This is a genomic window from Streptomyces fagopyri, assembly GCF_009498275.1.
In the GTDB taxonomy this organism is placed as follows: Bacteria; Actinomycetota; Actinomycetes; order Streptomycetales; family Streptomycetaceae; genus Streptomyces; species Streptomyces fagopyri.
Genome location: NZ_CP045643.1, coordinates 2,410,561 through 2,425,711 on the forward strand (window position 1 = coordinate 2,410,561; position 15,151 = coordinate 2,425,711).

The 15,151-nt window shown below is 74.4% G+C and carries 5 protein-coding genes; all 5 read left to right on the plus strand.

Features of this window, described 5'->3' with window-relative positions:
- Nucleotides 1–632: 632 nt before the first annotated feature.
- The 5 genes from GFH48_RS10320 to GFH48_RS10340 are packed head-to-tail and all read left to right on the plus strand — an operon-like array spanning nt 633 to nt 15,127.
- Nucleotides 633–7,856 (plus strand): type I polyketide synthase, encoded by a 7,224-nt coding sequence (locus GFH48_RS10320; protein ID WP_194280546.1) that lies wholly within the window; start codon nt 633–635, stop codon nt 7,854–7,856.
- Nucleotides 7,857–7,900: 44 nt separating this feature from the next.
- Nucleotides 7,901–12,721, plus strand: coding sequence for a beta-ketoacyl synthase N-terminal-like domain-containing protein (locus GFH48_RS10325; protein ID WP_407698706.1), 4,821 nt, complete (start codon nt 7,901–7,903; stop codon nt 12,719–12,721).
- Entirely contained in the window at nt 12,711–13,058 is a 348-nt protein-coding gene (locus GFH48_RS10330; RefSeq protein ID WP_153287975.1) for an acyl carrier protein, read from the plus strand. Before GFH48_RS10325 ends, GFH48_RS10330 begins: the two co-directional genes overlap by 11 nt.
- Nucleotides 13,059–13,060: 2 nt before the next feature.
- Nucleotides 13,061–13,864, plus strand: coding sequence for an alpha/beta fold hydrolase (locus GFH48_RS10335; RefSeq protein WP_153287976.1), 804 nt, complete (start codon nt 13,061–13,063; stop codon nt 13,862–13,864).
- Nucleotides 13,865–15,127 carry a glycosyltransferase gene (locus GFH48_RS10340; RefSeq protein ID WP_153287977.1) on the plus strand — a complete coding sequence of 421 codons (1,263 nt, stop codon included), beginning with the start codon at nt 13,865–13,867 and terminating at the stop codon, nt 15,125–15,127.
- Nucleotides 15,128–15,151: the final 24 nt, after the last annotated feature.

Below are 15,151 nucleotides of genomic sequence, written 5' to 3' on the forward strand. Positions count from 1 at the left end.
TACGGGCAGCCGCCGCCGGACCCGGCGCGCAACGTCCCGTCCGCCCCTCCGGCCACCGCTCCCGCGGCGGCTGCCGAATCCCGCCGCGAGCGCTCGCGGCGGGACGGCCGGCGCAGGCTGCCGAAAGAACATGATCCACAGGGCCGCGGACCGGACCGAACAAGCCAACCTACCGGCCAGTACGAATCGCGGCTATTCACACCCAAGTGACGAATCCCACCCTTTTGCCCGGCGCGAATTCCGATTATGCGACGCACGACCGTTGAAGGATTCAATTTACATCGAGGGAAACAATACGTTTCCGCGCGCGCCCTCGTACGCTCCGCTTTGACTTTTCGTCAGGAGCCATTTCCGCAGGCCGACCCGGCGAGCGACCGGCATCCGAACAGCGGTCGACCAACCGCTCAACTGCCCAGGAACAAAGCGGGTGTTGCCTGTCCGCACGGGAATCCGAAGCAGCCGTGTCAGCAGTGTTACGTCCGGTAAGACCTGCCTCCTTGAGAGTTTGACTTTCACCCGGATGCGCAATAAGCATGAACGTGCCTCACATCGGCCGCGGCCTGTTGTGAGGCGCAAGCGCTCTCCGCTCTCCCCCACCATTCCTCACTCCCGTGTGATATTGGAGCGTTCGCGTGCCTGTACCGAATATCGATACCTCCGGCCCGCTTGCTGTCGACGACATCGTCATCGCCGTGAACCCGTTCGCCGTCCCGTCTGCGCGGGTCACCGCCGCCGCCGTCCGCGCCGGAGGCCTGGGCGTGCTGGACCTCACCTCCGGCGGGCGCCGCGCGGCCGGGGAACTCGCGCTCGCCGGGGAATGGTCGCCCGCCGGTTTCGGCGTACGGCTCCGGGACAACGATGCCTTTCCGGCACGGGAACTCCCCGCCGGTGCGCACACCGTCCTGTTGACGGACGACGCCTCCTGCACCCCCGCGGACTTCCCGGGCCGTCGCACGCTCGTCGAGGTGACGGGCCACGAACAGGCGTTACGGGCCGCCGCCGCCGGCGCTCACGGGCTGATCGCCCGGGGCCACGAGGCAGGCGGCCCCGTGGGCGAACTGAGCACCTTCGTCCTGGTGCAGCAGCTGCTCGCCGACGAGACGTTCGACCTGCCGGTCTGGGCCTGGGGCGGCGCCGGACCTCACACCGCGGCGGCCGTCGTGGCGGGTGGCGGCGCCGGGGTCGTCCTGGACACCCAACTCGCCCTGCTCAGCGAGGCCGAGGCGGAGCTGCCCGCAGGGACCCGGGCCCTGCTCGCCGGGCTCGACGGCTCCGAGACCACCCTGGAGGCGGGCCGCCGCGTCGTACGCCGCCGGGGAGCCCCGGACGGCGCCCCGGCCCCCGAGATCGGCCAGGACGGTTTCCTCGCGGTCCGCTTCCAGGAACGCTGGGGCACCGTCCGCGCGGCCGTGCGTGGCGTACGGGACACCGTCCTCGAAGCCCTGAAGGACGCCGGTCCCGCGCTCGGCGCCGGCAGTGCGGGCAGCCGTGCGCTCGGGACCGAACTGCCGGTCGCGCAGGGGCCGATGACCAGGGTCAGCGACCAGGCCGCGTTCGCCGCCGAGGTCGCCGCGCACGGCGCGCTCCCCTTCGTCGCTCTCGCGCTCTCCGGCGCCGGGCAGACCCGCGCCGTCCTGGAGCGGACCAGGGACGCGCTCGGGAACGCCGCCTGGGGCGTCGGCGTCCTGGGTTTCGCGGACGAGGAGATCAAGGCCGCCCAGCTCGCCGTCGTGCGGGAGATCCGCCCCTCCCACGCGATCATCGCGGGCGGCCGCCCCGCACAGGCCGCCGTGCTGGAGGAGGCGGGCATCTCCACCTTCCTGCACGTGCCGTCCCCGGGCCTGCTGAAGCAGTTCCTGGAGGCGGGCGCGCGCAAGTTCGTCTTCGAGGGCGCCGAGTGCGGCGGACACGTGGGGCCGCGCAACAGCTTCCCGCTGTGGGAGGCGCAACTCGGCGTGCTCGGCGACTTCCTGGCGAGTGCGAGGAACGGCACGGCGGCCGAACTGCAGCTGCTGTTCGCGGGCGGGGTGCACGACGAACGGTCGGCCGCGATGGTCACCGCACTCGCCGCGCCGCTGAGCACCCGGGGTGCCGCCGTCGGCGTACTGATGGGCACGGCCTACCTGTTCACCGAGGAGGCGGTGGGCGCGGGCGCCGTGCTGCCCCTGTTCCAGCGTCAGGTGATCGCCGCCGAGCGCACGGACCTGCTGGAGACCGCCCCGGGGCACGCCACCCGTTGTGTGCGCAGCCCGTTCACCGACGAGTTCGCCGCCGTCAAGGAGGACCTGGCCGCCCGTGCCGTGCCCGGCCGCGAGGCCTGGGAACAGCTGGAACGGCTCAACGTGGGCCGGCTGCGGCTGGCCAGCAAGGGGATCGAGCGGGCCGGGGGCGCACTGCGCGAGGTGGGTGAGGAGAGACAGCTCGCCGAGGGCATGTTCATGGCCGGTGAAGTGGCCGTGCTGCGCTCGGCCGTCACCACCGTCGCCGCTCTGCACGCCTCGGTCACCACCGGGGCGGCCGCCTTCCTGGCCGACCGGCGGACCGCTCTCGGCCTTGCCGAACCCGCCACCGCCCCCTCCCCCGAGCCGCTGGACATCGCCGTCGTCGGTATGGCCTGCATGTTCCCCGGTGCCCCCGACCTCGCCACCTTCTGGGCCAATGTGCTGGCGGGCGAGGACGCCGTCACCGAGGTGCCCGCGACCCGGTGGGACGCCGGCCTCTACCACGCCGCCGACGGCTCCGGAACCGGCGAGCGGACCCCGTCCCGGTGGGGCGGGTTCCTCCCCGAAATACCCTTCGAGCCCCTGCGGTACGGGATTCCGCCGGCCTCGCTGCCCGCCATCGAGCCCGTGCAGCTGCTGGCCCTCGACGCCGCGCGCCGGGCCCTGGAGGACGCCGGTTACGGGAGCAGGCCCTTCGACCGTTCCCGCGCCTCGGTCGTGTTCGGCGCGGAGGCGGGCAGCGACCTGTCCAACGCCATGACCCTGCGGTCCGTGCTGCCTTCCTATCTCGGCGCCCTGCCGCCCGCCCTGGACGCGCAGTTGCCGCGTCTGACCGAGGACTCCTTCCCCGGCGTCCTCGCCAACGTCATCGCGGGCCGGATCGCGAACCGGCTCGACCTCGGCGGCGCCAACTACACCGTGGACGCGGCGTGCGCGTCCTCGCTCACCGCGGTCGATGTGGCGTGCAAGGAACTGACCGGCGGGACGAGCGACCTGGTGCTGTGCGGGGGCGCGGATCTGCACAACGGCATCAACGACTACCTGCTCTTCGCTTCCGCCCACGCCCTGTCGCCGTCCGGCCGTTCGGCGCCCTTCGACAGCGCCGCCGACGGCATCGCGCTCGGCGAGGGCGTCGGCTGTGTCGTCCTCAAACGCCTCGCGGACGCCGAGCGCGACGGGGACCGGGTGTACGCGGTCATCAAGGGAGTCGGCAGCGCGAGTGACGGCCGGGCGCTGGGACTGACCGCTCCCCGGCCCGAGGGCCAGTACAACGCGCTGACCCGGGCGTACCGCAACGCGGGTGTCTCGCCCGCCGAGGTCGGACTCGTCGAGGCGCACGGCACCGGGACCGTCGTCGGCGACCGCACCGAACTCGGCGCGCTGACGCGGGTGTTCGAGGAGGCCGGTGCCGAGCCCGGGAGTTGCGCGCTGGGGTCGGTGAAGTCGCAGATCGGTCACACCAAGTGCGCCGCCGGGCTGGCCGGGCTCATCAAGACCTCGCTGGCCCTGCACACCGGCGTACGACCGCCGACCCTGCACCTCACCGAGCCGAACCCGGCCTGGGACGCGGGCAGCAGCCCGTTCGCCTTCCACACCGAGGCCCGGCCCTGGGCCACCGCCCCGGCGGAACGCGTCGCCGGTGTGAGCGCCTTCGGCTTCGGCGGCACCAACTTCCACGTCGTACTGCGGGCCCACGAGGACGGGCCACCGCCGGCCAGCGCCGCCCAGCAGTGGCCCGCCGAGCTGTTCACCTTCCGTGGCGCGGACCGGGCGTCCGCCGAGCGTGCCGCCGCCGAGCTGCTCACCCTGGTCGAGGCGGATCCCGGACCCTACGAGCCCTGGCGGCTGCGGGACTTCGCCCTCGCCGCGTCCCGGCGGGCCGAGGCCGCCGCGCCTCGCGGCCTCCCCGTACACATCGCGCTGGTCGCCGCCTCCACCGACGAGCTGAGGGACCTGCTCGGGCGGGCGGCGGCGGGCGAACACGCGCCAGCGGGAGGCCTGTTCACCGCAGACCCGGAGGAAGACCGGGCCGCCGCCGACCCCGGGAACCGCCCGTCCTTCTCCGCCGCCGAGGCCGGCCGGCCCTCCGGTGCCCCGGACGCCGCCGGGGCCCCGCCGGCCACCATGGACCGGTCCGGTCCGGCCGACGGCGCGCCCGGCCCCGTACCGGGTGCCGCGGCCGTCGCGGTTCTCTTCCCCGGGCAGGGCAGCCAGCGGCCCGGGATGTTCGCGGAACTGTTCGTGACTTTCCCCGAGTTGCAGCGTCATCTGCGGCTCGACGAGACGACGGCCCGTGTGCTCTTCCCGCCCGCTCCCTTCGACGAGGCGAGCCGCAAGGAGCAGCGGGAACGGATCACCGACACGACCCTCGCGCAGCCCGCGCTCGGCCTCACCTCTCTCGCCGCCTTCCAGCTCCTCGGCAGGGCCGGGATACGCCCGGCGATGGCCGCGGGGCACAGTTACGGAGAGCTGGCCGCGCTGGCCGCGGCGGGTGTCCTGACGCCCGGGGCCCTGTTGCGGGCCAGCCGTGACCGGGCCGCCGCCATCCTGGGCGCCACGGGCGGCGGCGACCCCGGAACCATGGCCGCCGTCACCGCGTCCGAACCGGAGGTCGCGACGGCCCTGGCGGAGGCGGGCCTCGACGGGTCGGTGGTGACGGCGAACCGCAACTCCCCCCGCCAGACGGTGATCTCGGGTCCGACCGAGGACGTGCTCGGTGCCGTGGAGCGGTTGCGGGCCCGGGGACTGAGCGCCCAGCGCATCCCGGTGGCCTGCGCGTTCCACAGCCCGCTGGTCGCGGCGGCCGGCGAACGGTTCGCCGAGTCCCTCGCCGAAGTCCCCCTGCGTGAGCCCGACTTCCCGGTCTGGTCGAACCGTACGGCCGAGCGCTACCCGCTCTCACCCGGGGCGGTCCGGGCCGAACTGGCGGCCCAGATCGGCGCGCCGGTCCGGTTCGCCGACCAGATCGAGGCCATGTACGAGGCCGGCGCCCGGGTCTTCGTCGAGGCAGGCCCCGGTTCGGTGCTGACCCGGCTGGTCGGCGCGGTGCTCGGCGACCGGCCGCATCGCACGGTCGCCCTGGAGGACGGCCACCGCACCGGCCTCACCGGCTTCCTGGCCGCGCTCGCCCGACTGGCCGTCGCCGGGGTGGACGTCAGGACCGGGTGGCTCTTCCAGGACCGGGACGCGCGCGACGCCACCCGCGCCACGCGTCACCGGCGCGCCGCCTGGACCGTGGACGGCCATCTGCTCCGTACGGCGGACGGTGTGATCCCCACCGCCGCACTCCACCCCGCCGAGCGCGTCCCGGAGGCCCTGATGACCAGCGGCGACACCTCGCACGGACCGGCGTCCCCGACCGGCTCCGAGGCCCTGATCAGCGAGTTCCTGCGGACCAGCCGGGAGATGATCGCGGCGCAGCGGGACGTGATGCTCGGGTATCTGGGCGCCGACCCGGGGGTACGGCCCCCCTCCCCCGTCGCGTACGCGGGCGCCTCCGCCCCGGTGACGTACGCCGACGTCCCTGTCACGGTGACGGCGCTGCCCGCCGTCACCGTCCCTCCGCGCGCCGAGGCGGCGGGCGGCTCGGTGCTGTCCGTGGTGCTGGAGGTCATCGGTGAGCGCACCGGCTATCCCGTCGACATGATCGAACCCGACCTCGACCTCGAAGCCGACCTCAGCGTCGACTCCATCAAGAGAGCCGAGATAGCCGGAGAACTCGCCACCCGACTCGGACTCACCACCGCAGGCGACACCGACACCGGCATCGAGGAACTGGCCAAGGCCCGTACCGCCGCCGCCATCACCGCGCTCGTGGAACAGGCGAGCGCGACACGAACCGCCGGGCCCGCCCGGACCTCCGCCGACGCCGCGGTGGACACCACCCCGACCCCGGAGACCGTCCTCGCCCTCGTACTCGAAGTGATCGGTGAGCGCACCGGCTACCCCGTCGACATGATCGAACCCGACCTCGACCTCGAAGCCGACCTCAGCGTCGACTCCATCAAAAGAGCCGAGATAGCCGGAGAACTCGCCACCCGACTCGGACTCACCACCACAGGCGACACCGACACCGGCATCGAGGAACTGGCCAAGGCCCGTACCGCCGCCGCCATCACCGCGCTGCTGGCGGGCGGGCTGGGCGAGGCGGCCGGGACCGGTGCCACGGACAGTGGACCGGCCCCCGCCGAACCCGTCGTGGTGGCGCCCAGGCGGCTCGTGATGCGGGAGTTCGACCTCGCGCCCGCGCAACCGGACACCACCACAGACCAGTTGGTGGGCCGAAGATTTCTGCTGCTCGGCCGCGGACCGGTCGCCGAGGCGCTGACCGCGCGGCTGACCGCGCACGGCGCCCACGCGGTGACCACCGAAGAGCCCCCAGCCGATGAGGAGTTCGACGGTCTCCTCCACCTCGTCGCCCCGGACTTCCCGCCCGCCCTGCCGGACGTCTACCCCGCGTACCGGCAGGCGCTCGCCGGCGGCCCGCGCTGGGTCCTGGCCTCCGGTGCCGCGCCGGGGCTGCGCGGCTTCTTCCGCTCCATCGCCCGCGAGTACCCCGACACCGTGGCACGGGTCGTCGAGCACACCCCCGGTACCGGGCCCGAGGACCTCGCCGCCGATCTCGTCGCCGAACTCACCGCCCCCGACCGCGAACCGGTCGTGCTGCGCACACCCGGAACCCGGCGCGGACTGCGTATGACCGAGGAGGGCCTCGGCCTGCTCGGGAGCACGGGCGCGGGCCCGGCCGGGGACGGTGCGGCCGAGGCCGCCGCGCTCGGCCTGGACACCACGTCGGTCGTCCTGCTGGTGGGCGGCGCCCGGGGCATCACCGCCAGGTTCGCCGCGACCCTGGCCGCCGCGAGCCGCTGCCGGATCGAGCTGTTCGGCCGCACCGCCCTGACCGAGGACGAGGAGGACCCCGCGGTCGCCGCCGCGCACAGCACGGGCGACCTGCGCTCCGCGCTGATCGCGGGTGGTCTGCGCGTCCCCGCCGAGATCGAGCGGGCGATCGGCCGGATCCAGGCGGAACGCGAGGTCCGCTCCACCCTGCGCACGCTGACAGCGCTCGGCTCGGAGGTGCGCTACCGCGCCGTGGACGCGCTGGACGGCGACGCCGTGCGCCGGGCGGTGAAGGAGATCCACGCCGAACACGGCCGACTCGACGGTGTCGTGTACGCGGCCGGTGTGATCGAGGACAAGCTGATCGCGGAGAAGAGCCCGGCGTCCTACGACCGGGTGTTCCGTACGAAGGTCGACGGCGCGCACGAACTGCTGGACGCGATCGGCGAGTTGCCCGACGGTCCGCGGTTCGCCGTGCTGTTCGGCAGCATCGCGGCGACCCTCGGCAACCGGGGTCAGAGCGACTACGCCGCCGCCAACGACGCCCTGGAGTCCCTCGGCGCCCGCTGGGCGGCGTCCCGCACGGGCCGCCGGGGGCTGACCGTCCACTGGGGCCCCTGGGCTCCGACCGGCGACGGCCACCACGGGATGGTCACCCCCGAGCTGATGCGGCACTACGCGGGGCGGGGCGTCCACCTCATCGACCCCGAGGAGGGCGCAGCCTGCCTGCTGCGCGAGCTGGCGTGGGGCCCCGCGGCCGACACCGCCGTCGTCTACACCGCCTCGGGCTGGTGACCGGCGTGCCCGACACGCGCGCCGAGCCCGTCGCCATCGTCGGCATGGCGGTCCTCTTCCCCGGCGCCCCCGACCTCGCCGCGTACTGGCACAACCTCGTCTCCGGCGTCGACGCGATCACCGACGTACCCCCGGGGCGCTGGGACGCCGACGAGTACTACGCGCCCGGCGCGGAACCCCGCGCGGACCGCGTCTACTGCCGACGCGGCGGCTTCGTGGACGAACTGGCGGAGCTGGACGTCACCGAGTTCGGGATCATGCCGGCCGCGGTCCCCGCCACCGAGCCCGACCAGCTCATCGCGCTGCGGGTGGCCGCGCAGGCGCTCGCCGACGCGGGCGGCGCGGACCGGCTGCCCGCCGACCGGCACCGGGTCGGCGTGGTGCTCGGCCGCGGCGGCTACCTCACCCCCGGTCTGGTCCGGCTCGACCAGCGGGTACGGACCGCCGGCCAGCTGGTACGGACCCTGGGCGAGCTGCTGCCCGATCTCGACAGCGCCCAACTGGAGTCGGTTCGGGCGGCGTTCACCGACCGGCTCGGTCCGGAGGCACCGGAATCGTCCATCGGGCTGGTGCCCAACCTCGCCGCGTCCAGGCTGGCAGGCCGGCTCGACCTGCGTGGTCCCGCCTACACCGTGGACGCGGCCTGCGCGTCCTCGCTCATCGCCGTCGACCACGCGGTGCGTGAACTCGGCAGCGGACGCTGCGACGTGATGCTGGCCGGCGGGGTGCACCACTGCCACGACATCACCTTCTGGAGCGTCTTCAGCCAGCTCGGCGCGCTCTCGCCCAGCGAGCGCATCCGGCCCTTCCACAAGGACGCGGACGGGGTGCTGATCGGGGAGGGCACCGGGGTGGTCGTCCTCAAGCGGCTCGCCGACGCCGAGCGGGACGGCGACCGGGTCTACGCGGTGATCACCGGCACCGGCGTCGCCTCCGACGGACGGACCACCAGCCTGATGGCGCCCGACTCGGGCGGTCAGGTGCGCGCGGTCCGCCAGGCCTGGCAGGCCGCCGGGCTCGACCCGGCGGCACCCGGCTCGATCGGCCTCCTGGAGGCACACGGCACGGCCACCCCGGCCGGCGACGGCACCGAACTCGCCACCCTCGCCGAGGTGTTCGGACCGCCGGCGGACGAGTGGCCCGACAGGCGGCCGGCCGGTGAGGGGTCCGGACCGGGAGCAGCCGGTGAGGGGCCCGGCCCGGCACCGGCCGGTGCCGGGCCACGCCACGCGGGGACCTCCGGCGGCCGGTCCGCCGGCCCCCCGGATGACCGGCGCGGCGGTACGTCCGGGGGGCCGCCCGGCGGTACGCCCACCCGTAGCCCCGCCGTCATCGGCTCGGTGAAGTCGATGATCGGGCACACCATGCCCGCCGCGGGCATCGCCGGACTGATCAAGGCCGCGCTCGCCGTCCACCACGGGGTGCTGCCGCCGACCCTGCACTGCGACGAACCGCATCCGGCCCTGGCCCGCACGCGGTTCGCCCCCATCGGCACCGCCCGTCCCTGGCACACCGACGACCGGCAGCCGGTGCGCCGGGCCGCCGTCAACGCCTTCGGCTTCGGCGGCATCAACGCGCACGTGGTGCTCGAACAGGCGGCGGCCCGAGGGACGGTCACGGCGTACGAGGTCCATGAGCCGGAGCGGGTGCTGCGGCTCACCGCGCCGACGCCCGCGGCGATGGCCGCGCTGCTCGACCGCTCCGACTCCGCGCTGCTCGCCGCGGGTCTCGACGAGCGGGCCACCGCGCCCGCCACCGATCCGGTACGGCTCGCCGTGGTCGCGCCCACCGCGAAACGGCTGGCGCTGGCCCGCAAGGCGGTCGCCAGGGGCAGGGCGTGGCGGGGCCGCAACGACGTGTGGTTCGTGCCGAGGCCGCTGCTGGGACCGGGCGGCGGCCGGCTCGCGTTCGTCTTCCCCGGTCTGGAGGCCGAGTTCGCGCCCAACTCCGGTGACATCTCGCGTCACTTCGGACTCCCCTGGTCCACGGCCGTCACCGACGCGACCGTGGGGCACGTGGGCCGGCAGGGCACCGGGGTCTTCGAGCTCGGGCGGCTCCTGGACGCGGCGCTGCGCCGGCTCGGTGTGGTCCCGGACGCCCTGGCCGGGCACAGCCTGGGCGAGTGGACCGCGATGGCCGTCGCCGGGATCCACCCGCCCGACGAGGTCGACGCCTTCCTCGCCGACTTCGACCCGGACGCGCTGAGCGTGCCCGGGCTGGCGTTCGCCGCGATCGGCGCCCCCGCCGGACAGGTGCTCACGGAGCTGGCCGGCCGTACGGACGTGGTCCTCTCGCACGACAACGCCCCCAACCAGTCGATGATCTGCGGCCCGGAGCCCGCCGTCGCGGCGCTCGTCGGCGTGTTCCGCTCCCGGGCGGTGGTCTCGCAGATCCTGCCGTTCCGCTCCGGGTTCCACACCCCGATGCTGGAGCCCTATCTCGACCCGATCAGGAAGGCGTCCGAGGCCTACACCCTGCGCCCGGCCGCGCTCCCGCTCTGGTCGGCGACGACCGTCACCCCGTACCCGGACGAACCGGGCGCGATCCGCGAGCTGTTCGTCCGGCATCTGCTCGAACCGGTCCGCTTCCGGCCGCTGGTGGACACGATGTACGCGGCGGGTTTCCGCGCCTTCGTCCAGCTCGGGGCCGGACAGCTCGGCTCCCTCATCGGTGACACCCTGCACGGACGCGACCACCTGGTGGTCCCCGCGCACTCCCCGCACCGCTCGGGCCTTCCCCAACTCCACCGAGTGGCGAGCGCGTTGTGGGCGGAAGGGGCGGCGCCGGACCTCGCTCCGCTGCTCGCCGGGCCGCCGGGGACCGCCGCCGCCGCGGCCCGCCCCGTTCGCCGGGCGGCACGGCCGGTCCGGCTGGACCTCGGCGGTGCGAACGTCTCCCTGGACGCGGCGACCCGCGACCGGGTGGCCGCCGCGCTGACCCGGCACCGCACCCCGGCCGCGGCGCCCGCGGAACCGGGCGCGCTGGACGAACAGGGCCCGTTCGGAGCCGAGTTGGCGGCGCTGCTGCGGGACGCGACGGCCCTCGCCTCGGACGTGGTGACGGCCGCCCGTACGGCGCGCCGCGGGTCCCCGCCGGCCTCCCCGGACACCGGCGCGCCCGTCCCTCGTACGAACAGTCCGCTCCCGGGACTCCGGCCGCTCGAAGCGACTCTGCGTGTCTCCGTCGACACCATGCCCTACCTCCTCGACCACTGCTTCTTCAGACAGCCCGCACAGGCCGACCCGGCCGACAGATGGCCGGTGGTCCCGGGCACCACCGTGATCGCCCATCTCATGGAGCACGCCGAGCGGGCCGCCCCCGGCCGCCGGGCCGTCGCCGTCCACGACGTGCGGCTGCACCAGTGGGTCACGGCCGTCCCGGCGGTCGACATCCCCGTACGGATCGTGCCCGAGGGCCCGGACCGGGTGGCCGCCTCGTTCGGCCCCTACGCCCAGGCCGTCGTCGAACTGGCGCCGGAGCGGGCCGAGTCGGCGCCCGGCCGGCCCTGGACCTTTCCGGCCGCCGAGGAGGAGAGGCCCGGACTCACCGCCGCGGAACTCTACTCACGCCGCTGGATGTTCCACGGTCCCCTCTTCCAGGGCCTGAGCGAACTGACGGCGGTCGGCGACCGGCACGTACGCGGGGTGCTCGTCACACCGCCCGCGCCCGGCGCCCTGCTGGACAACGTCGGACAGCTTCTCGGCTACTGGATCATGTCCCGACTGCCGGTGCGCACCACGGTGTTCCCGGTGGGCATGAAGGAGATCCGCTTCCACGGCCCGCATCCCGCCCCCGGTGAGCGGCTGGAGTGCCTGATCCGGATCACGTCCGTCACCGACAGCGCCCTCGAAGCCGATATGCAGCTGGTCCATCGGGGCAGGGTGTGGGCCGAGTTCAGCGGCTGGCAGGACCGCCGGTTCGACAGCAACCCGTGGATCCGCGCGGTGGACCGGGAGCCCGAGCGGTACACGCTGTCGCGGATGCGGCCCGGCGGCTGGGCCCTGCTCCACGAGGAGTGGCCCGATCTGGCCACCCGCGAGCTGATCATGCGGAACATCCTGGCGGGCGAGGAGCGCGAGCAGTACGCGGCCCACACGCCGCGCGGCCGCCGGCAGTGGCTGCTCGGCAGGATCGCCGTCAAGGACGCGGTGCGCCACCTGCTGTGGGAACGGGGCGCGGGCCCCCTCTACCCGTCCGAGATAAGGGTGGGCAACGAGCCGACCGGCCGCCCCCGCGTGACCGGCGGCTACGGCAGGAGGCTGCCCGCGCTGCACGTGTCGATCGCCCACCGGGGGACGACCGCCGTGGCGATGGCCAGGACCGACGGGCCCTGCGGGATCGACATCGAGGAAGTGACCGACCGTCCGCCCGCCACCCTCGCCGTCGCCCTCACCGCCCGCGAGCGCGAACTGCTCGGGACCCTCGTCCGCGAGGCCGGAACCGACGGCGCGCGCGAACCCGCACACGAACCGGCGCCCACCGCCGAGCCCGAGCACGAACGCGGTGCTGCCGATCCCGGTGCCGGTCCCGAGGCCGGTGCCGATCCCGACGCCGACGCCGGTGCCGCTGCCGCTGCCGCTGCCGCTGCCGCTGCCGCTGCCGCTGCCGAGCGTCTCTGGTTCACCCGCTTCTGGGCCGCCAAGGAGGCCGTCGCGAAGGCGCGCGGCACCGGACTGGGCGGCGAGCCGAAGCAGTTCGAGGTCACCGCGGCGGACGACACCCGCCTGACCGTCCGCGCCGCGGGCGAGGACCACCGCGTACGGCACTGCGCGCTGACCGCCCCCCAGCCGTCCGCGGGACCCGGCACCGAGTACGTCGTGGCCTGGACGGCCGTCAACGATCAGGAGAGCGAAGATGACCACTGAACTCGAAGGCCCCCGCACGGATCCGCGGTCGGCGAAGGGCCCGGCGCCGGACACGGCGACCGTCCTCGCGGACATCTCGGCCATCCTGCGCGTCGTGCTGGAGGAGTACGGGCTCGACGACTTCGAGATCACCCTGGAGACGTCCTTCCACGACGACCTGGAGGTGGAGAGCATCGACCTCGTCACCCTCTCCGCCCAACTGCGGGAGTTCTACGGCGAGCGCGTCAACTTCGCCGCGTTCATCGCCGACCGCGGTCTGGAGGAGATCATCGAGCTGACCGTCGGTGATCTCGTCGGCCATGTGGTGGACACGCTCGCCGTCGCGGAGGTGCGCTGACCGTGGCGACGCTCCGGGTGAACGGCATCGACGTCCACGTCCAGCGGCTGGGGCACGACCCCGACGTCCCGCGTCCGGTCGTGGTGCTCATCCACGGCCTGCTCATCGACAGCCTCGCCAGCTACTACTTCAGCCTCGCGCCGCGGCTCGCCGACGAGGGCATGGACGTCGTCATGTACGACCTGCGCGGGCACGGCAGGACCTCCCGGCCGCCGACCGGTTACCGGATGGAGGATTTCGTCCGCGACCTCGACGAACTGCTCGACGCGCTGGCGGTCGAGGGCCCGGTGCGGCTGGTCGGCAACTCCTTCGGCGGCGCCGTCGCCTACGCCATGGCCGCCGCGCATCCCGGACGGGTCACCGGCGTCGTCGCGATCGAGGCAGAACCACCGGCCCGCGCCTGGGCGAAGAACATGTACGAGGGGCTTGTCGGGGAGCAGGGCGGCCAGGTCGTCCGGGAGGTCACCGCGTGGCTGCGGGAGAACCCGGGCGAGCGTAACGCCCGGCCGTTCCGCGCGGCGGGCAGGGTGCTCGACGAGACCGCGCTCGCCCGGGAGATCCCGCTCAGCGCCCTCCTCGACGAGGATCTGTCCGCGATCCGCTGCCCGGTCCTCGCCGTCTTCGGCGGCGCGTCCGAACTCAGCGCGCAGACCGGGATGCTGGAGGCCTCGCTCGCCGACTGCCGTACGGTCGTCCTGCCCGACCGGGGTCACTCGGTGCTGGTGGAGGCCACCGAGGAGACGTACGTCCTCGTCCGTGACTGGCTGCTGCGCCCGGAGGCGCACGCGCTGCGGGAGGCCCGCTAGATGGGCCGCTTCCTGTTCGTGGTGCCGCCGCTGGTCGGGCACGTGAACCCGGCTGTCGGCACCGCGGCGGTGCTCGCGGCCCGCGGCCACGACATCGCCTGGGCGGGCCACCCGGAACTGGTCCGGAGCCTCGCGGGCGCCGGCGCCGTCGTCCACCCGTGCGCGCTCCCCGGCGACCTGCCGCCCCGGCCGGCCGGACTGAAGGGACCGGCCGCCTTCCGTTTCCTCTGGGAGAACTTCCTCGTCCCGCTGGCCGACGCCATGGCCCCCGGCGTACGTTCGGCGATCGGGGCGTACGACCCGGACGTCGTCGTCTGCGACCAGCAGGCGGTGGCGGGCGCGCTGGTCGCCGAGTCGCTCGGGCGGACCTGGGCGACGTCGGCCACCACCTCCGCCGAACTGGTCGACCCGCTGGCCGCCATGCCCAAAGTGGCCGCGTGGCTGGACGAGTTGCTCGCGGAACTGCGCTCCAGGATCGGTACCGCGGGCGGGGCGGACCCGCGGTTCTCGCCGTACGGCGTGCTCGCGTACACCACCCGCGCGCTGCTCGGGCCGGTCGAACTCCCGGACCGGGTATGGCTGGTGGGCCCCTCCGTCGCCGCCCGGCCGACGGCCGCCGACGACTTTCCCTGGGAGTGGCTGGACGCCTCGGCGCTGCCCACCGTCCTGGTGAGTCTCGGCACCGCGAACAACGACGCCGGCGCCCGCTTCCTGAACGCGGCCGCACAGGCACTGGGCGCCATGGCCGGCCGAGTGCGGGCCGTCCTCGTCGATCCCGGCGGACTCGTCGGGGGCCGGCTCCCCGACCACCTCCTCGTCCGCCCGCACGTTCCTCAACTCCAGCTGCTGGAACGACTCGACGCGGTCGTCTGCCATGCCGGGCACAACACCGTGTGCGAGGCGCTGTGGCACGGTGTCCCGTTGGTCGTGGCGCCTATCCGGGACGACCAGCCGATCGTGGCCGGCCAGGTCGTGGACGCGGGCGCCGGTGTACGGCTGCGGTTCGGGCGCGCCGACGCGGCGAGGATCGGCGCCGCCGTCGAGGCCGTGCTCGATCCGGCGCGGGGCCACCGCGAGGCGGCCGAGGCCGTCGGGAAGTCCTTCCGGGCGGCGGGCGGCGGCGAATCCGCCGCGGACCGCCTCGAAGCGCTGGCGGCCGGGGCGGCCGCGTCCACCGGGGTCACCGGGGCCGACCGGGGCACCGGCTCCTCCGGGTGCACCGGCGGCGTCGACGACGCCGGCGGCGAGGTGCGTGTCCCGTGACCGCCGACGACCTGCCCGCCGCTC